Below are 18946 nucleotides of genomic sequence, written 5' to 3' on the forward strand. Positions count from 1 at the left end.
GGACCTGTACCAGCACATCGACCCCGAACAGGTCGGCAACACCATGCGGATGCTGGTCTCCGACATGGCCGGCCGCGCCTCCGTCGAACTCAAGGCCCGGGAGCTCGGCATCGACCTCGGCGGCGACCGCGAGCTGGTCGGCCGCATCGTCGAACGCGTCAAGGAGCGCGAACGGCGGGGCTACACCTACGAGGCCGCCGACGCCTCCTTCGCACTGCTGCTGCGCGCGGAGGCCGGCGCCGGGCCGGTCCCGTACTTCCGGATCGAGTCCTGGCGGATGATCGCCGAGGGCCTCCCCGACGGCACCCACGCCAACGGGGCCACCGTCAAACTCCGGGTCGGCGGCCGCCGGGTGATCTCCACCGCCGAGGGCAGGGGCCCGGTCGACGCCCTCGACAACGCGCTGCGGGAGGCGCTGGGGCGCTTCTATCCGGAGCTCGCCGTCTTCGAGCTGGTCGACTACCGGGTGCGGATCCTGCAGGGGGCGCACGGCACCGGGTCCCCCGCCCGGGTCCTGGTCACCACCTCCGACGGCACCGTCCGCTGGTCCACGGTGGGCGTCGGCGACAACGTGGTCGCGGCGTCCTGGCAGGCCCTCCAGGACGCCGTCACCTACGGCCTGCTGCGCCGGGGCGTGCCCCCGGCCGACGAGGACCGGCGCCCCGGCCCCGCCGCCCCCTTCCCGCAGACGGCACTGGTCACAGCATCCTGACGCCCGCCGAGGAGGCGCGGCGGCGAGCGGCGTCGGCGAGCACCCGCGCGGTGCGGGCCAGTTCACCGGTCACGTCACCCGGATCGCCGGCCCCCCGGGGACGGTGCAGCAGCACGCTGTGCCGGGCGCGCAGCACCGCCCCCCGGGCGCCGGGCAGCACCGTCCACTCCCCGGTGTGCCCGGCCGCGCCGGGCACACCGCCGGCGGAGGTCTGCCGGTGCACCAGGCGCCCGGCGTGCGGGAAGCACAGCCGCGCCGAGCGGGTGGTGCGGCCGTGCGGGGTGCGCAGGGTCAGCAGCTGGGCCCCGGGCACCGGCTCGTCGACCTCGGCCGCCCGCACCACCTCGCCGGCCCGGCCGGGCCAGCCCTCGGCCCGGTAGAGGAAGTCCAGAGCCGCCTCCGGGGGTCCCTGGAGCGGTGTCACCTGCGTGAAGCGGGACACGGTCAGTTCGCCGCGGTCCCGTTCCTCGGCCCGTTCGCGCACCGCCCGGAGCAGCCGGTCCACCACCGCGGCCGGCAGGAGGCCGGGCCGGTGCCGCACCCCCAGCACGCACCGCCCGTCCCCGTGCGGCGTCACCGTCCACACCCCGTCGCCACCGGTGCCGTCGGCCGCCGTGCAGGCGAAGCCGATGCGCCGCCGCTCCGGGTCGTACCGGCGCCGCGACACCCAGCGGACGAACTCCCCGTCCCGCACGGCCCAGATCCGCGTCCGCGTGCCCGGGGAGTCACCGGCGCACGGCGGCAGCGGCTCGGCGTGCACCACGTACGGCAGCAGCAGCGGCCACTCGGTCACATCGGCGAGGATCCCGTACACGGTGGCGGCCGACGCGGCGACCGGCACCCGCTCCTCGGCCCGGCGCTCCCGCACGCGTCCCCGCTCCACCACGCGCTCCCGCTCCACCACCGTCATCGTCCCCACTCCTCACGTCCCGGCGCACGGTCCCCGACCATGCTGGACGAGCGGGCTCGAGCCGGGTTCGAAGGCCGCTCGAGGCGGGGCGGGCACGGTGGACCGTGCCGCAGCCGACCAGGGCTGTGCCGAGCCGAGAGGTGAGCCGCATGTCGTCGCCCGTCGTGACGCCCCGCCCCGCCGAGGACGTCGCCGCACGTATCCGCTTCTCCGGCCTGTACGCGCAGGCCGAGCGCTTCTACACCCGCCAGCTCGGTCTGACCCGGGCCGCCGACACGGCCGGCCTGGCCGCCACCTTCGCCCCCGGCACCGCCCCGGCCGGGCCGGAGCCCATCCCCGGGACCCGGTACTGGATCGGCAAGCTGGAGATCGTCCCGGAGAACGAGCACACCCTGCGCACCCGCTGCAGCGTCTTCTCCCGCCCCGCCGACGCCTCGGGCCCGGGAGGCCTGCGGGTCACGGTGGTGGAGGACGTCCTGACCCGCTTCGACGACGACTGGCTGGTCACGGACCGCCGGGTCCTGCACGACACCGCCCTGTGACGCCGCCTCAGGCCGCGTACAGGTCGAAGGTCGCGCCGCGCCGCGCCGGCGCGGCGCGGTCCAGGACCGGGTCGACGGTGAGGACCGCCTGCTGGAGGCGGCCCAGCTGCGGGGAGGGCTCCACGCCGAGGTCGGCCACCAGACGGGTGCGCAGCCGCTGGTAGACCTCGAGCGCGGCGGCCCGCCGGCCCGACCGGTACAGGGCGACCATGGCCTGCGCGTGCAGGCCCTCGTGGTGGGGGTGACGGGCGGTCAGCGCGGTCAGCTCGGCGAGCAGCGCGCCGTGCCGGCCGAGCCGCAGTTCGGCGTCGATCCGCCGTTCCACCGCGACCAGCCGGCTCTCCCGCAGGCGCAGCGCCTCGACGGAGAGCACCGGCCCGAGCGGCACGTCGGCCAGCGGCTCGCCCTGCCACATGTCCAGGGCCTGCCGCAGCAGGGTCGCGCACCGCTCGTCGTCGCCGTCCCCGGCGGCGTCCTGGCCGGCCGCGAGCAGGGTCTCGTAACGGCCGGTGTCGATCCGGTCGGCGGGCAGCTGCAGCAGGTAGCCGCCGTGCCGGGTGGCGATGACCTCCTTGGCGGCGCCGGGCACGCCGGGACCCATCGCGGTGCCCAGGTTGCGGCGCAGGGTGAGGACGTAGGTCTGCAGGGTGGTCATCGCGCTGCGCGGCGGCGCCTTCTCCCACAGCTCCTCGATCAGGGTGGGCACCGGCACGATGTGCCCGGGCTGGAGCGCGAGCAGGGCGAGTATCTGCCGCGGCTTGCCGGCGCTGGGCACGATCGACACCCCGTCGACCTCGGCGGCCAGCGGCCCCAGGAGCCGAATGTCCATGACGTCCTCCCGTTCGTACGGCGCGTACGGTGCGTACGGCTCGTGCTGTGCGTGCAACGGCGTCCGCCGCGACGCCCCGGCGGATCCCCGGGCCCGGGGTCGTCCCCCGGGTGCGCGACGGTGCGCCGTCCGGTGCGTACGGCCGGGTCCCGGTCCGGTCCGCCTCCGGTACGCCGGGCACGCTAGCGGCGTACGAGACCGGTCGGCCGTGCGGTCAGGCGTCCTTCGAGCGGGGCTGGACGCGGTGTCGTGCGGCGGCGCGGACCGCTGGAGACGGTGTGCAGCGCCGCTGGAGACGGACTCGCGGGCCCGGTCCGCGCGGGGCCGGGGCGGCTAGCGTCCCGGGCGGAGAACCGGAGCCACGGCCGGGGGGCCGCGCGTGCGGCACGCCCCGCAACCCGATTGCGGAGAGACCATGCAGCTGCGCCTGTTCGTGTTCCACCACGCCGGCGGTTCACATCTGATGTACCGCGACTGGCCCGCCCTCTTCCCGGCCGGCTGGCAGGTCCGCGTCCCCGACGCCCCCGGCCGGGGCATGCTCACCCTGGCCGAGCCGATCGAGGACGCCACCGCGCTCGCCCGCCACCTCCTGGAGGAGCTGGACGACGAACTCACCGGCCGTTTCGCCTTCTTCGGGCACAGCATGGGGTGTGTCACCGCCTACGAGCTGACCCGGCTGCTGCTCGCCGAGGGCCGCACCCCGCCGGTCTGGCTCGGTCTGTCCGGGCGCGCCGCACCCCGCCCGGACGGGACCGGGCGGACCTTCCGCCACCTGCTGCCCGACGCGGAGCTGCGCCGCCACATCGCCGCGCTGGGCGGCACCCCGGCCGCGGTGCTCGACGATCCGGAGCTGTGGGAGCTCCTCGCGCCCGCGATCCGCGGCGACCTGAAGCTGTCGGAGACCTGGGACCCGGTGTGGCCGCCCACGCCGCTGCCCGTCCCGCTCTCCGTCTTCGGCGGCCGCCGCGACGGGATCTCGCCCGCCTGGAGCCTGGCCGCCTGGTCCGGGGCGACCGAGCACTTCCTCGGCCTGCACCTCTTCGACGGCGGCCACTTCTACTTCCTCGACGACCCCGCGCCGCTGGCCTCCCTGATCACCCGGGAGGCGGCCCGGGCGGAGCGCGTGCGGACCGCCTCCGGCGCGGGAGCGGTGGGGCGGTGAGCCCCGGCGGGGCGACGCCCGGCGAGGCGACAGCCGGTGGGGGGACAGCCGGTGGGGCCGCTTCGGCCGTGGAGTTCCGGCTGCTCGGACCGGTCGGCGTCCTCGACGGGCGCACCGGCCGACTGCTGCGGCCCGCCGGGGACCGGCAGCGCGCCCTGCTGTGCGCGCTGCTCGCGCACGCCGGGCGGCCGGTCCGCCCGGCCGCCCTGATCGGGGAGCTGTGGGGCGGGGAGCCCCCGGCCGACCCCGCGGGAGCCCTGCACGCCCAGGTCTCCCGGCTGCGCCGACTGCTGCGGCGGGGGACCGGCGGCCGGGAGTGGATCCGCACCCTGCCCGCCGGCTACCGGCTGGTCCCGGACGCCGCCACCGTCGACGCCGTTCGCTTCACCCGGCTCGCGGACGAGGGCCTGGCCCTGCTGGCGCGCGACCCCGGGCGCGGGGGCACGCTCCTGCGCGACGCCCTGGCACTGTGGCGGGGCCCCGCCCTCCAGGACAGCCGGGGCGGCCCGCTCTGCGCGGCCGAGGCCCGGCGCCTCGACGCCCTGCGCCTGACCGCGCTGGAGGGCCTGTACGCCACCGCGCTCGGCCGGGGCCGGCACGCCGAGGTCACCGGGGAGCTGGAACGGCTCACCCTGGCGCACCCGCTGCACGAGCCGTTCCACGACCAGCTGATGCTCGCCCTGCACCGCTCGGGCCGTCGGGCCGAGGCGCTCGCCGCGTACCGGCGGGCCCGCCAGGCCCTGGTCCGTGCGCACGGTGCGGAACCCGGCCCGGCGCTGCGGGCCCGTCTGGCCGGGATCCTCCAGCACGCGTAGGGCGCACGGATGCGGGGTGCGGCCCGCACGACGGAGGTCCTCGCTGTCGTGCGGACCGCACCCCGCATCCGTTCCGCGTCCGTGCTGTTCCGGCGTCTGTTCCGTTTCCGTACCGGTCCGGGGCGGCCGCCGGGCGCGGCGCGCGGTCAGCCGACGCGGGCCAGCCGGTCGGCCGCGGCGGAGAACTCCGCGGGCACCGGGTCCAGGGCGGCCTCCGGCCCGGTCATCAGGATGGAGCGCTGCAGCCGCCGCAGCCCCGCCGAGGGCTCCAGGCCCAGGTCGCGTACGAGCGACTGGCGCAGCCGTTGGTAGACGCCGAGGGCCTCACCCCGGCGGCCCGAGCGGTGCAGGGCGAGCATCAGCTGGCCGTGCAGGTTCTCGTGGGTGCGGTAACGGCCCGCCAGGACGGTGAGCTCGCCGAGGAGTTCCCGGTGCCGGCCGAGCCTGAGGTCGGCCTCGATGCGCTGGTAGAGGGCGCACAGCCGGGACTCCTCCAGGCGCCGGATCTCCATCTCCAGCTGCGGCCCGGCCGGTATCCCGGCCAGTGCGGGGCCGTTCCACAGGGCGAGGGCCTCGGTCAGCCGGCGGCTGGCGCCGGCGAAGTCCTCCGCGTCCAGCGCCCGGTAGCCCATGCCCGCGAGCCTGTCGAACTCCCGTGCGTCGTTGCTGCCCGGTGAGGTCCGCAGCAGGTAGCCGCCGGGAGTGGTGACCAGGACGTCCTTGGCGGTGCGGGGCTCGCTGCCGGCGGGGGCGTGGCGCAGGGCGGCGGTGAGCTGTTCGCGCAGTTGGAGGATGTAGGTCTGCAAGGTGGTCCGGGCGCTGCGCGGCGGCCTGTCCCCCCACAGCTCCTCGGTCAGCACCTCCACCGGCACCACCTGGTCGGCGCGGAGCGCGAGCAGCGCGAGCACCTGGCGGGGCTTCGGCGCGGACGGGGTCACCGGTATCCCGTACTCCCTGACGGCCAACGTGCCCAGAACTTCGATGTCCACGCCGTATCCCCTGTTCGTGTGTTCACGCTTGCGGTCATGAGCCACCGGGCTCGGTACGGGTTCGAGTAAAAAACAGGCGCAGCGGTTTGTCAATATAAAACCGTCCAGACTGTTTCTTTGTTGAGCGGGGCAGTCGCCCCGGCCGGACGACGCGACCCGAAGATGCGGGATTGACCTGCGCATTTGTCCGCCCGCACCGAGAGGACAGGGCACATTGCCGGTGAGCTCCGCACGCCCCAACGGGAAGGCGACGGCCTCGGACGGCCAGTAAACCGGCGGATACGGCTGTTCATTGATCTCTTGGCCCCCTTTTTACAGACCGGTACCGCTGATCTTTGTGTTCCGGCCGAAGCGGGTCGGATGCCTGGTCGCCGCCCCCGGACCTCCCGTCGGCGCCTGTGACGGGAGCGGCGGAGTGACACTTCAGCCGCCTCGTGCGCTGAGAGGGAGACGGGCTTCGGCACCCGGGGCCCAAGTAACATACCGAGGGGTCGGTTTTGTCGAGTTCTTGACGCCGCGGCGTCGGGCGGCGACACCCGCACGTGCCGCAACGGACCGATGGCGAGAGGAGGCGGCCGCACTGAACCGGGGAGACGCGATGACCATGGTCAACCGTCCGGCAGGCCCACCGGAGAGTGGGCGCCGGTGCGGGCCCGCGTCGCGCCGGCGCGCGGTCGGCTCCACCGTCACGCCCTTCCCGGGCGCGGGAGAAACAGACCGCATCCCCCTCGCCTCCCGTCCCGCCGTCCGCTCCGGAGCGGGGGGCCACCGCACGGGCGCGGGTGCAGATCCCCTGTTATGACCGCGTTCCGGACGGCGTTTCCCGGCTCGCCACGAGGGGGCGAGATGAGCCACGGAAGCCTCGAGGACTAGAAACCGGCATGCTGGTTTGATAATGATGATGTGTAGTGACCCGCTCACGAGGAGCCACCAGCCATGAAGCAAGAACGTGCCGTACGCACCCGCCAGGCACTCATCCACGCAGCGGCCGAGGCGTTCGAGCGCAACGGGTACGTCCAGGCGAGGCTCGCGGACATCAGCTCCAGCGCGGGCGTGAGCCCCGGCGCGCTCCACTTCCACTTCGCCAACAAGGCGGCGGTGGCCGAGGCCGTGGAGACGGCCGCGGCGGTCAGCCTGCGCCGGGCGGCGCAGGACGTCCAGCACCCCGGCATGAACGCGCTCCAGCGGCTGACCGGCGTCACCTACGCCCTGGCCGAGCTGATCCGCACGGACGTGGTGGCCCGCGCCGGCTTCCGGCTGAGCTGCGACGCGCCGCACCGGCCCGCGCTCGACCTGGTCCGGGAGTGGGAGGACTGCGTCCGGCGGCTCCTCGCCGAGGCCGACCGGGAGCGGCTCCTCGCCGACGGGGTGACGCAGCAGGACGCGGCCGACGTCGTCATCGGCGCCACCACCGGCTTCGAGGCGCTCGCCCGCCGGCAGCCGGAGTGGCTGCAGCCCGGCACGCTCCGGCGCTTCTGGCGGCTCCTGCTGCCGCGGCTGACGACGGCGGAGGCGCTCGCCGTCCTGCTGCGGGCCGACTCCGCCGTCGGCGCCGGGGGGCACGAAGGAGGCGACCGGCCTGCTCCCGGCACCGCCGCTCCCCCGCCCTCCGTGTTCGTCACGCGCTGAGCGGCCCCCCCTCCGGGCCGCCTCCCGCCCCGCGGAGGGAAGTCCTCCCGTCCGGTCCGGCGGCGGTCGTCCCCGGTGCCGGGAGCGGCCCATGAGACGGAATGCGCCATTCCGCGAGACGCCGGAAGAACCGGCTCCGAATCCCGTCCCCTCCGCGGCACTCCCAGGCCTGTGAAAAAAACCGGCGGGTCTGTATATTCGTCGACGGCGACAGCCCGGCGCCGTCGTTCACGTTTGTCATGACCTTGGGGGTTTCTCGTCATGTCCGTGCACACCACCGTCCTCACCGCTCCGGCCCGGCCGCTCGCATCCGCCACGGCCCCGCGGCAGCCCCTGCCCGAGCCCTCGCGGACACCGCAGGACCCGGTGTCCGCGCCGCAGACCCCGGTGCTGACCACGACGGTTCCCCGGCAGTTCGTGCACCGGGCCGCGCTCGCCGAGGTCCTGCTGAGCGACTGGTCGGCACGGGACGGCGGCGGTTTCACCGTGACCGCGCAGTGGCCCCGTCGGCACAGCTTCTTCGCGCTCCCCGAGGACACGCACTACGACCCCCTGCTGATCGCTGAAACAATCCGTCAGGCCGGTACTCTCCTGGCCCATACGGAGCTGGGTGTTCCGCTCGGTCATCAGTTTTTGATGAGCGAGCTGTCGGTTTCCGTCCTCCCGGAGCGCCTCCGCATCCCCGCGGCCCCCGACACCGTGGCCCTGGAGGTGACCCACGAGGCCGTCCAGGAGCGGCGCGGACAGCACGTCGGGGCCGGCTACCGGGTGGTCCTCCGCATCGGCGGCCGCACCGTGGCCACCGGTGGCGCCGCGTACACCTGCATCTCTCCGCGGGCCTACGGCCGGCTGCGCGCCTCGGCCGGCGGCGAGGCCGCGCCGCTGACCTCCCCGGTGCCCCCGCAGCACGTGGGCCGCCTCTCGCCCAGGGACGTGGTGCTCTCCCCCGCCGGCCGCGGCGACGCGTGGACGCTGCGCGTCGACACCCGGCACCCGGTCCTCTTCGACCACCCCGTGGACCACGTGCCGGGCATGCTGCTCGCCGAAGCCGCCCGCCAGGCGGCCACCGCCGCCCTCGGCCCCGGCTCCGTGGTGCTCTCCCTGACCGCGCGCTACGGGCGCTACGTCGAACTGGACGTCCCCTGCCGGGTCACCGCCCGCGTCACCGGCTCGTCCCCGGCGGAGTCCACCGTCCTCGTCACCGCCGCGCAGCAGGGCGCCGAGGCGTTCCACGCGGTCGTCACCGCCCGGCCCCGCCCCTGCTGAACCCGCCGCCTCCGCTCCCGGCCGCTCTTCCGCCCGCCCCCTGTCCGGACCTCTCCGGGCGGAGTAAGATACGTACTTGACGGTTTCTTTGTGTGAGCCTCCACCGGGTTCATCGAGCAAAAGGAGGCAAGGCTGTGCCGAAACAAGACCGTGCGATCCGGACCCGTCGGACGATCCTTCTCGCGGCGGCCAAGGTCTTCGAGGAACGCGGCTACCAGGCGGCCACCATCACCGAGATCCTGAAGACCGCCGGGGTGACCAAGGGCGCGCTCTACTTCCACTTCCAGTCCAAGGAGGACGTCGCCCAGGGCGTCCTCACCGGGCAGGACCTGCAGCTGACCGTCCCCGAGCGCTCCTGCAAGACGCAGGAGCTCGTGGACGTCGTGGCGCTGCAGGCCTACCGGATGCAGACCGATCCCATGGTGCGCGCCGGGGCCCGGCTCTCCCTCGACCAGCAGGCCATCGACCTGGACCGGCGCGGGCCCTTCCTGCGCTGGAGCGAGGTGATGGGCGAGCTGCTGGAGCAGGGCCGGGAGCGCGGTGAGCTGCTCCCGCACGTGGTGCCCACGGAGACCGCCGAGTTCCTGGTCGCCGCCTTCGGCGGGGTGCAGTCCATGTCGCAGGTCGTCAGCAACTACCGGGACCTGGACCAGCGGATCTCGGTGATGCTGCGTCACGTCCTGCCCAGCGTGGTGCTCCCCTCGGTGCTCACCGCGGTGGACTTCTCCGCCGGACGAGGAGCCGCGGTCTTCGCCGAGGCGGGCGGGACCCCGCCGGGGGAGGAGCCGGAGGACACCGTCCCGGAACAGGTGCCGGCCGCCGCGACGGCCTGATCCCGCACCCGCCCCGTCGCCCGGTACCCCCCGGGGCGGACGCCGTCCGGGCGTGCGCGGAGGGCGTCGCGCGGCAGTCCCGCCACCGGGGCGCGCCCCGCACCGGCACGCGGACCACTTCTCGGGCTCAGTCCCTCCCCGCGCACGAAAAGAGACCATGGAGCTGGTTTCTCGTGGCGACGGGGGAGAGGGCCGGGCGGGCCCGCAAGAGATCATGAGGACGGTCAACGTCACTGCTGGACAAGGCAGTTGACTCACCCCTGCCGCTTCCCTCCGAAGAGCGGCCCGGACTTCTCCCGCGCCCTTCGGTGAAGGGGATGTGCCGGTAAAGGGTTTTGAGGAAACCGGTTCGTCCGTATCTTATGGGGAACGCTTCCGTACCGGCCGACCCCGTGGGAGAACTGGATGAAGTCAGCGGCACGCCCCGCAGCACACCGCAGCGGACCGGTTCCCCACGTCCCGGCCGGCGAGGACGCCCCCGTCGCCCCGTGCCTGACGACCACCGTCCCCCGCGAGTACGTGCACCGCCCGGCCCTGTCCGAGGTGTTCCTCACCGACTGCTCGCGCCTCGCGGAGAATCGTTTCTCCCTCACCGGTCAATGGCCCCGGGCGCACGCCTACTTCAGTCCCACGGCCCACCGGCACGACCTGCTGCAGGCCGCCGAGACGATGCGTCAGGCGGCGCTGCTCCTGGCCCACACGGAGTACCGGGTCCCGCTCGGCCACCGCTTCACCCCCTGGGACGTCTCGCTCACCGTGTCCCCCGGCCGTCTCGCCATCGGCCCCGCCCCCACCGAACTGGAGCTCGACGTGGTCTGCTCCGACCTCGTCGGCCGGGGCGAGGGGTCCCTGGAAGCCGTACTGGACTTCACCCTGCGCCGCGAGGGCGAACCGATGGCCACCGGGTACCTGCGCTTCTCCACCGCGCCCCCCGTCCCGGACACCGGCGCCCCCGGCGCCCCCGGCGCGCCCCCCGCTCCCCGGGCCGGGTCCGCCGCCCCGCCCCCCGAACTCTTCGGCAGGTCCTCCCCGCACGACGTCCTGCTCACCGACGGAGCCGCCGGCGCCTGGCGGCTCGTCCCCGACCCCACCCACCCGGTTCTCTCCGACGACGGCGGCCCGGTCGCCCACCTCGTCGCGCTGGAGGCCGCCCGCCAGGCCACGCACGCCCTGTTCGCCCCCGCCCGCGGCGACCTGCTGATCACCGAGACCACCTGCACCTTCGTACGGCAGCCCGACCCGCTGCGCCCGTGCTGGATCGACGCCACCCTCCTCCCCGCACCCGGCTCCGGCCCGTTCACCGTGCAGGTGACGGCCCGCCAGGACGGCCGTGCGGTCTGGGAGACCCAGGTGCACGGCGACATCACGCCGGGGCTCCGGTGAGACACGCGGGCGTCCTCGGGAGAGCCGCACCGCGGCCGCGGCTCCCCACCGCCGTCCGCCACGACGGCGCCGCCGGCCGGCGGCACTCGTCCTCGCCGCACCCGTGATCCCGTCCCGCCCGGCCGCAGCGGCCGACGCGGGAACACCGGGCCCGGCGAAGGCGCGCCGGGCGGCGGGCGGCGCTACGGAGCCAAATCCGGCACCCGCGCCCCGTCCACGGCCGGGGCGAAGGCCTCCAGATGGTCCTCCGCCCACGCGCGGAAGGTTCCCGCCTGACGCCCCGTCACCTCGCCGACCGTGTCCGTCACCTGGGCCTTGGCCCCCGCGCGCTGACGCTCCGCGCTCCGCAGCAGTGCCTCGACGACCGGTGCCGGACAGCGCGCGCCCAGGGCGATGCGCGCCTGCTCCGGACTCAGCTCCTCGAGACGCAGCGGGACTCCCAGCAGCCGGCCGAGCTGATCGGTCTGCTCGGCCGCGGTGATCGCCCGCGGTCCGGTCAGGGTGTACGCCTTTCCGGCGTGCCCCTCCTCGGTCAGGACCCGCACGGCGACCTCCGCGAGGTCCCGGGGGTCGACACACGCGTTGGCCGACGTCCCGTACAGCGCCCGCACGACGCGTTCGGAGCGGACGGACGCCGCCCAGGACAGGGTGTTGGACATGAACGAGCGCGGCCGCAGCAGGGTCCACTCCATGCCGGAGCCGCGCAGCAGCTCCTCGTTGGCCCGCTGCCACCGGGTGATGACGTCGTCGGCCCCGGGGTCGAGGACGGCCGCCGCGGAGAGCTTCACCACGCGCCGCACACCGGCCGAGCGCGCCGCGCGGACGAACCGGGCGTCGTCGTCGCCGGCGACGTCGGTGGTGACGAGGAACGCGGTCCTCACCCCCGCCAGCGCACGGGCCAGCGACCGGGGGGCGCGGTGGTCCCCGGCGACCTTCTCCGCCGTCCGGGCCGCACCCGTGATCCTCTCGGGTTCCCTGGCCATGATGCGGACGCGCAGACCGGCGGGGAGCCGCCGTACCACTTCGCGCCCCACCGTCCCGGTCGCACCGGTCACGAGGATCATCCGGACCTCTCCTTCTCGCTGTTCCTGGGCGGACAGCCCGTCGCCGGGCTCCTCGCACGGCGGGGGCCGGAGCCGTGCAGCAGGACCGGACGGTCCGCACGGCCCGAGGGGGCCCTGCACGCCCGTCGCCCGCGGACCGCCCGCCGCCGCCGGCGGTCAGTCGACGCGCCCGGCCGGAACGCTCCCCACCAGGTCGCCGTCGCGGGTGCCCCCGCCGAAATACGCCGACAGGGCGGAGAGCAGGTCCTCGCCGCCCGGCGCCCAGGCGATGTAACCGTCGGGCCGGACGAGCAGCGCGTCGCAGGGAAGCTCGGGCAGCGGCTCGGCGTGCACCACGCGCAGCTGCTCGTACCGCTCTCCCGCCTGCTCCGGACGGCTGCCGCCACGCTCGCCGAAGAGGAGCAGCAGCGGCCGTCCCGCACGCAGCAGTCCGATCACGTCGGTGCTCCCCTCCCGGGTGGTCAGGGCGACGTTGTGCAGGAACCTCCCTTCCCAGGGGGAGGCGTCCGCGGTGCGCGGCGGCAGGACCGTGTCCTGAGCACTGATCATGGAACCGAGGACCCCGCTCTCCCCTCCTCCGGCCAGCAGCTCGGCGAACAGGGCGCGCAGCGGGTCGAGTCCGGGGTCGGGCCGCATCACGGCGAGCTGGGCCCGGGTGTTGTCGATGACGCGCTGGGCAGCGGGCCGGCGCTCCCGGTCGTAGGTGTCGAGCAGCCCCCCGCCCGCGGTGCCGAGCACCGTGAAGGCGAGCTTCCAGCCGAGGTTGACCGCGTCCAGCAGCCCCGTGCTCAGCCCCTGGCCGCCGATCGGGAAGTGCAGGTGCGCCGCGTCCCCCGCCAGCAGGACCCGTCCCGCCCGGTAGGAGTCGGCGAGCCGTGAGAAGTCGCTGAACCTGCTCAGCCAGCGGGGCGACGTCATCGCGATGTCCCGTCCGGCGATCCAGGAGACCTCGCGCTGCAGCTCCTGGAGGGTGAGCGGCTGATGACGTGCGCCGTGCGCCCCCGCGCAGTTGAGGGTCCGCAGCCGGATCCCGCCGTCCGGTGCGTCCTTGACGACGATCCAGCCGCGCGGGGTGCGGTGCCATCCCGGTCGCAGGGCGTCCGGCTCGACGAGCCGGACGTCGCCGGCCATCGCGGACACGGTCGCCGGATACGTCCGGGAGGTGATGCCCGTCTGCTCGCGCACCGTGCTGCGCGCACCGTCCGCCCCCACCAGGTGGCCGGCCGTGCAGTCCACCCGTCCGCCCGGGCCTTCCGCCGTGACGTGGACCCCGTCCGGTTCCTGCCGCACCTCGGTCACCCGGTGCCCGCGCAGGATCCTCGCTCCGGCGGCCCGGGCCCGCCGCTCGAAGAGCCGTTCCAGTTCGTCCTGCGGGCACTTGAGGATCGGCTCCGGCTCGGAGGCGGGGGCCGAGACGACCAGCCCGGGGATCCCCGCGAAGTGGAAGGGGCTGCTCACCAGGCCGGCGGCACCGGGGTCACCGGCGCTCAGAAGCTCCCCGAGATGACCCCGCCGGACCAGGCACTGCACGGTCCGGGCGTGCAGGGTGGTCGCCTTGGGCCGGTCCGACACGGCGTTCTCCGCCTCGATGACCAGGGTGCGGACCCCGTACTCCGCCAGCTCGCAGGCGAGGAACATCCCCACCGGTCCGCCGCCGACCACCACCACCTGCGTCCGCACAGCGATTCCCCCTCCGGAACAGCCCGCCGCCGCTCGCGCCCGGCCCTGCCCAGTTCGCCCCTCCACGCGGAGAAGAAATATACCGGATGGACGGTTCTTTGCAATGACGGTCCCGTGCGGGGGAGGAGCGGTTTCCCGTTCCCGGCGCGGCCCGGAGGCTCCGGTCCCGGCGGGGATCACAGCGTGATCAGCCGCCGAGCGGTCCCCCCTTGGACCGCTCGGTCTTGTGCCCCTTGACGCCGGGGGCGAGCGTGCGCGGGTCCACGGCCTCGGCGGGCGCCCCGCTCGCGTAGAGGCCGTCGGGGTCGGTGTCGCGGTCGTGGGGGAGCAGCCAGAAGACGCGGCGGCGGAAGGTCCCCGACGACCGGGACGGCTTGGCCCGGGGGCCGAGCCGGGCGTAGCCGATCATGCGGCCGTCGCGGTGGTAGGCGGGCCTGCCGCGCCGGGTCGGCAGCCGGTCCAGGCTCTGCCGGACGTAGTCGAGTTCCTCGACGTCCTCGAGCCAGACGAGCTCGGTCTCGTCACGGATCTCGTCGTCGGTGATGAGGGAGCTCATGCCGTCTCCTCGTGGGCGAGCAGTCCGATGCCCGGGTAGTACCTCCGCTGGTTGGACAGGATCATCTCCTTCGGAGACGCCAGCCCCACCTCTTCGCGGACCCGCGCCGCGAAGGACCGGGACGAGAGGGGGGAAGCGCCCTCGTCCCGGCACCACGCCCGGTAGGCCAGGTAGAGCTGCGCCTGCTCCACCCTCGAGTCCGGCTCGAGCCTGCAGGCCTCCCCCAGGAAACGGCCGGTGTGGTCCTCGGTCTCCGCGTAGGCGGTGGTGGCGATGCGGACGCGTTCGGGGCCGGCGAGGTCCTTGTCACCGGCGAGATAGCGGCGGGCTCCCTCGACGAGCCAGTTGAGGATGCCCGGGCCCTCCTCGGTCACCAGAAGGGCGGCCAGGTTGCCGATCTTGCGGTCGTCGGAGACGACCCGTTCGAACGGGATCAGCCGCATGCGGCGCCAGAACGCGAAGCCGCCGGTACCCACTTCGGGATGGTGGTTGCCCAGCAGCCACAGCTTGTGCGTCGGCTCGAAGGAGAAGAAGTCCTGGCGCATGCGGCGGGCCTTGATGCGGTCACCGCCCGTCAGGAGCTTCACCCGGGCCTCGTCGAACCTGTCACCGGGCTTGACCTCGGAACAGACGATGACCCGCCGCCCGTGGAGCTCGGCCAGGTCGGTGGGATGCCCCTCGTACGAACGGACCATCAGGAAGCCGGGCGGAGCCGCGTCGGCGTAGTCGCCCAGGAGCTTCAGCAGCACGTCGAGGAGGACGGACTTGCCGTTCTTGCCGGAACCGAAGAGGAACGGCATCACCTGACCACCGACGTCCCCGGTGATCGAATAACCCAGCAACAGCTGCAGGAAACGGACCATCTCCACACCCTCACCGTCCTCGCCGAAGGTGTCGGCGAGGAACCGGTGCCAACGCGGCGTGGGCATCTCCCGGGGGGCGACGGTCGTGGAACGGGAGTGGAAGTCCCGGTCCGGAGCGGCGGGACGGATCCTGCCGGTGCGCAGGTCGACGATGCCTTCCGGCGTGCACAGCGCGTGCGGGTCGGCGTCCAGCGACGAGGCGTTGAGGACGATCTCCGGGGCTGCTTTGGCCTGCACCAGCATCGCGTTCATACCCGCCGTGCTCAGAGCCCGACGACGGTGCTGCTGCAAGGCCTGGACGGTGAAGACACCACGAGGATCACTGACGGCGATGTTCTCCGCCAGATCCCCCGCCGCCCACATCACCGTGTCGTCCTCATCGATCTGCCAACGCGTGGCATCCCACCGGTACCAACCCAACCCAGGCACATGCCGATAGTCATTGGCATACAACCTGACGAACAACTTGGCATTACCCCGGTCACTGAGCGTATCCGGCACCAACCCCTCAGCAGCCACGTGACCGGCAGAGGCCCGGGCCGGGTCCGGGACCGTGTCCCGGAGCGACGCCACGGGCCGGTCCACGATCCCCCGGGTCGTCATGCGGGGGCGGAGGAACCCACTGCCGGCGTCGGAGCTCACGTCCGCCCCCCGGGAGCCGGCGGACGAGCGGGCCCTCGCCGCAACGCAAGCGGGCGAACCGGACACTTCAGGTTTAAATGCCACCGATCCATGAAGAAAGCCCCCCGCCACCGAGCGGACCCCACTCGGGCTGCCTTGAGTCGCCGCACGAAAACCGCAGCTCATCGGTCATGCGCATCCCCTGCCAGCGACCGAAGCGACTCACCAATGCGTACACATTATCGAAACTGGATCACGCGGTGCAGGGTCCTGCGGAAAAAACCGTTCGGTCCGTCAGAAACGCTGCCCGGGAATCTGTGCCGTCCAGCGACCGAAGCGACTCGGGGAACCCGTACCCGCCGCCGCGTACCCGCGTGCACGCCCGGCTGCCCGACAGAGCCCGGGCCCGCGTCGCTTCAGTCGCTCCCCGGGGCCCGTCCGGGCGGTCGAGGTGCTGACGGCCGGGACGCCTCCACCGCAGGCTCACCACCCGAATGACGGCTCACAGCCGGTCCCCCACGCGGGCCGGCTCCGGAGGATGCGCCCCGCCACCGTCCTTGGCGTCCCGCTCGCAGGTCGGTCCGTCGTAGGACTGGTCATTGGGGATCAACAGCACTCCGGCGACCCGCTCGGGGTGCTCGACGGCGAGCCAGTGGTCGCCCCTGAGGTCACCGTCCGGCCCGAACGCCTCGGCCGAATAGACCGTCTGACACCCCAGCGCCACGCGCTCCTCATCGACCGCGCAGGCGTCCACCGCGGGGTCGGACCCCGTGCCGGCGCCGCCGAAGCGGTAGGAGAAGTAGACCTGGTCACCTTCGGAGGGCACCTGCGGGTGGGGCTCGAGGCGCCAGTCGACGACCTCGGCGGTGACGTCGAGAGGCTGCCCGGACACGTCCTCGACCCGCACCCTGACACCGGCCTCGCCGCGCTCCGCAGTCGTGTCGGTGCAGCTCCAGAGGGAAGAGCAGCCGGACAGGGCGAGAACCACCAGAGCCGACGGAACACCGGCGAGCATCCGTGCGGGAAACACTCAGGTGACCTCCAGTCAGGGCGGAGCGGAGCAGTGTATCCCGGGGGCCGGCAGGTGCGGGTGACGGGGACGAGCGCCTGCGGCGGTGAAGCCCCGCCGAGACCTTCACCGACCTCCCGGACGGATCCGGGGCGCTCCAGTGCCACCCTCGGCAACCGCCGTGCGAGCGGCGCGGGGAGCCACCAGTCGTGACGGCCCAGCAGGGGCGTCGCAGCGGGCACGATCGGGCGGCGGATGACCAGCGCGTCCGGCAGGACCGCCACCGCCAGGCCCGGGCCGGACTGCTGGAGCATGCGGCTGGGGCCGAGGACGAACGCCGGCGCGCGGCCGGTCCGCCGGCCAGGAAACGCGCGCCGGTGTCCTGCTCCAGCGGTGGCAGGACGTCGTCCCGCAACCGGTGTACGAGGCCGGTGGTGCCCTCGTCCTGCGGGGCGGTCTCGGGGAAGACGCGCCGCAGGATCCCCTCCCGGGGACCGTCGGCCGACCACAGCGAGGGCCGCCCGCGGCCACGGGCCGAAGCGTTCGGGCAGCTCCCGCCATCGCACCCCGGTGCCCGGCCGGTGATCGACTCAAGCGCCACCGGGCTGTGGCCACGCGGTATGACGAGCCCGCGGTCCGCTACGAAGCGACCGTGCTGGTCGCGGCCCTCAACGAGTGGCTCCGACCAGCACCTTCCCGGGGCGTGCGGGGGTGGTGTCAGTGGTGGCCCAGCACGTTGACCACCCGGCCGTTGGGGTCGCGGACGAAGAACCGCCGCACGCCCCACTCCTCGTCCTGCAGGGGGTGAACGATCTCCGCGCCGCTGTCCCGCATGACCGCATAGGCCGCGTCCACGTCGTCCACCTCGACACTCATGTCGGGGATGACCGGGGCGGTCTTGTCACCGGTCATGACGCTGACCTGCGCCGCCGAAGCGGACGGGGAGGCGAGCGTCATGATCCATCCGTGGTTCATGACCTCCTCGAAGCCCAGCAGGCCATAGAACTCCCGGCTCTCCTGCACGGCATCTGACGGGATGTTGGGCACGACACGACGAACGGTCATCGACGACTCCGAGCGAGAACGGACCTGATTCCGAGACTCTCCAGGAGTACTACGGAACGTCCGCCGTCACCTGCGGATCCGCCGGGAACGACGCCACGACATCCATGAGGCCGTCCCGGGCCTCGCCACCCGCCTCATCACCCACCGGCACGTCCCACGTCTTTGTCAGGACCCCTGACCAGGCGACGGCGCGGTTCGGCGGCGGTAGTAGGCGATCCCGAGAGCGACGGTGACGGGTCCCCACGCGGCGACCGGGGCGAGGCACACCGTCGCAAGCGCCTGCCAGGCGTCGTTGGTGTATCCGACGGTGTCGACGATGCCGTACAGGGTGAGCCTACGACCGTCGCCGATCGGGACGTTGGTGAACAGCAGGGTGAGAATCAGGCCGCCGAGGACAGCGGGGACGACGGCCGCCATCGGGCGGATGCGTCTGCCGCCGATGAGCGGGAGCCAGGTGGGTGCCACCTCCCCCCAGCCCCGGACCAGCCCGATGGTCAAGATCGCGATCGCTTCCGACAACACGCTGAGCCCGAGGACGTACGGGATGCTCACCCAGTAGGGCGGCATGTCGAGATCCTGAACCTGTCCCATCCCGAAGTGCAGGGCGAAGGGCAGCCGCCACAGGCACGACGGCAGCAGAAGCAGCGGAAGCGCGTAGGCCAGGCGCAGAGCCCAGCGGGGGACGGGCCGCTCGGTGTCACTGACGGGCGGGGGTGTGTGAAGGATCCTCGGCTTCATGGCTTCATCCTCGTGAAGCAGGCACCACCAGGGATCAGCCCTGCGAGCCGAACCGCTCCCCCGTGCGAAGGACGCTGTACTGAGCAGTGCCCTCCCGTAGGGGGATGCTCGCCGGCGATGTCGCGGCGGCCGGCACTCCGGTCCGGAGGAGGGGAGGAAGCCGACCGACCGAGGACCGGTCCGGCTCTCCCCGGTCGGTCGCTCCAGTAGCTTCGGTCGCTCGTCCCCGGGAACAGCGACTGAAGCGGCAGCGACTGGGGCAGCTTTCGGTCGCTGCCTT

At 73.7% G+C, this 18946-nt stretch carries 18 protein-coding genes; 8 read left to right on the forward strand and 10 right to left on the reverse strand.

The window, feature by feature from the left end:
- A partial coding sequence (locus FHS37_RS33770; protein WP_280528461.1) for an alpha-isopropylmalate synthase regulatory domain-containing protein occupies nt 1–712 on the forward strand: 712 nt, incomplete at its 5' end.
- Here the strand turns inward: FHS37_RS33770 and FHS37_RS33775 are convergent.
- Nucleotides 699–1622, reverse strand: coding sequence for an SRPBCC family protein (locus FHS37_RS33775; RefSeq protein WP_184828306.1), 924 nt, complete (start codon nt 1620–1622; stop codon nt 699–701). The genes FHS37_RS33770 and FHS37_RS33775 overlap by 14 nt on opposite strands.
- A 149-nt stretch (nt 1623–1771) precedes the next feature.
- Here FHS37_RS33775 and FHS37_RS33780 point away from each other — a divergent pair, with 149 nt between their 5' ends.
- Nucleotides 1772–2164, forward strand: a complete 393-nt coding sequence (locus FHS37_RS33780) for a hypothetical protein (protein WP_184828308.1) — start codon at nt 1772–1774, stop codon at nt 2162–2164.
- 7 nt (nt 2165–2171) lie between these two features.
- On the opposite strand, the gene FHS37_RS33785 is transcribed toward FHS37_RS33780, so the two are convergent.
- Complete coding sequence (locus FHS37_RS33785; RefSeq protein ID WP_184828310.1) at nt 2172–2993, reverse strand: AfsR/SARP family transcriptional regulator; 822 nt, start codon at nt 2991–2993, stop codon at nt 2172–2174.
- A gap of 415 nt (nt 2994–3408) precedes the next feature.
- Here FHS37_RS33785 and FHS37_RS33790 point away from each other — a divergent pair, with 415 nt between their 5' ends.
- Nucleotides 3409–4155, forward strand: a complete 747-nt coding sequence (locus tag FHS37_RS33790; protein ID WP_184828312.1) for a thioesterase II family protein — start codon at nt 3409–3411, stop codon at nt 4153–4155.
- A gap of 68 nt (nt 4156–4223) precedes the next feature.
- Nucleotides 4224–4970, forward strand: a complete 747-nt coding sequence (locus FHS37_RS33795) for an AfsR/SARP family transcriptional regulator (protein ID WP_184828314.1) — start codon at nt 4224–4226, stop codon at nt 4968–4970.
- A 146-nt stretch (nt 4971–5116) separates the two neighbouring features.
- On the opposite strand, the gene FHS37_RS33800 is transcribed toward FHS37_RS33795, so the two are convergent.
- Entirely contained in the window at nt 5117–5959 is an 843-nt protein-coding gene (locus tag FHS37_RS33800) for an AfsR/SARP family transcriptional regulator (protein ID WP_184828316.1), read from the reverse strand.
- Between the two features lie 936 nt (nt 5960–6895).
- On the opposite strand from FHS37_RS33800, the gene FHS37_RS33805 reads away from it, so the two are divergent.
- The 4 genes from FHS37_RS33805 to FHS37_RS33820 all read left to right on the forward strand — a co-directional run bounded on the left by FHS37_RS33805 (nt 6896) and on the right by FHS37_RS33820 (nt 11070).
- A complete protein-coding gene (locus tag FHS37_RS33805) occupies nt 6896–7588 on the forward strand; it encodes a ScbR family autoregulator-binding transcription factor (RefSeq protein WP_184828318.1) in 693 nt (230 codons plus the stop codon).
- Between the two features lie 261 nt (nt 7589–7849).
- Entirely contained in the window at nt 7850–8854 is a 1005-nt protein-coding gene (locus tag FHS37_RS33810; protein WP_184828320.1) for a ScbA/BarX family gamma-butyrolactone biosynthesis protein, read from the forward strand.
- A gap of 134 nt (nt 8855–8988) precedes the next feature.
- Nucleotides 8989–9687: a ScbR family autoregulator-binding transcription factor gene (locus tag FHS37_RS33815; RefSeq protein ID WP_184828322.1), complete on the forward strand. Its 699-nt coding sequence runs from the start codon at nt 8989–8991 to the stop codon at nt 9685–9687.
- A gap of 405 nt (nt 9688–10092) precedes the next feature.
- Entirely contained in the window at nt 10093–11070 is a 978-nt protein-coding gene (locus FHS37_RS33820) for a ScbA/BarX family gamma-butyrolactone biosynthesis protein (protein WP_184828324.1), read from the forward strand.
- Nucleotides 11071–11252: 182 nt separating this feature from the next.
- On the opposite strand, the gene FHS37_RS33825 is transcribed toward FHS37_RS33820, so the two are convergent.
- The 7 genes from FHS37_RS33825 to FHS37_RS33855 form a co-directional block, all read right to left on the reverse strand.
- On the reverse strand, nt 11253–12134 hold the full coding sequence (locus FHS37_RS33825) for an NAD(P)H-binding protein (protein WP_184828326.1): 882 nt from the start codon (nt 12132–12134) through the stop codon (nt 11253–11255).
- A gap of 156 nt (nt 12135–12290) precedes the next feature.
- On the reverse strand, nt 12291–13814 hold the full coding sequence (locus FHS37_RS33830; RefSeq protein ID WP_308436737.1) for an FAD-dependent monooxygenase: 1524 nt from the start codon (nt 13812–13814) through the stop codon (nt 12291–12293).
- Nucleotides 13815–14001: 187 nt separating this feature from the next.
- Nucleotides 14002–14370 carry a DUF6009 family protein gene (locus FHS37_RS33835; RefSeq protein WP_184828328.1) on the reverse strand — a complete coding sequence of 123 codons (369 nt, stop codon included), beginning with the start codon at nt 14368–14370 and terminating at the stop codon, nt 14002–14004.
- Nucleotides 14367–15836, reverse strand: a complete 1470-nt coding sequence (locus FHS37_RS33840) for a DNA primase family protein (RefSeq protein WP_184828330.1) — start codon at nt 15834–15836, stop codon at nt 14367–14369. Before FHS37_RS33840 ends, FHS37_RS33835 begins: the two co-directional genes overlap by 4 nt.
- 520 nt (nt 15837–16356) lie before the next feature.
- On the reverse strand, nt 16357–16884 hold the full coding sequence (locus FHS37_RS33845; protein WP_184828332.1) for a hypothetical protein: 528 nt from the start codon (nt 16882–16884) through the stop codon (nt 16357–16359).
- A gap of 696 nt (nt 16885–17580) precedes the next feature.
- Nucleotides 17581–17928: a VOC family protein gene (locus tag FHS37_RS33850; RefSeq protein WP_184828334.1), complete on the reverse strand. Its 348-nt coding sequence runs from the start codon at nt 17926–17928 to the stop codon at nt 17581–17583.
- A gap of 165 nt (nt 17929–18093) precedes the next feature.
- Nucleotides 18094–18666 carry a hypothetical protein gene (locus tag FHS37_RS33855; protein ID WP_184828336.1) on the reverse strand — a complete coding sequence of 191 codons (573 nt, stop codon included), beginning with the start codon at nt 18664–18666 and terminating at the stop codon, nt 18094–18096.
- Between the last annotated feature and the right edge of the window lie 280 nt (nt 18667–18946).

This window comes from Streptomyces griseomycini (assembly GCF_014203535.1).
GTDB lineage: Bacteria > Actinomycetota > Actinomycetes > Streptomycetales > Streptomycetaceae > Streptomyces > Streptomyces griseomycini.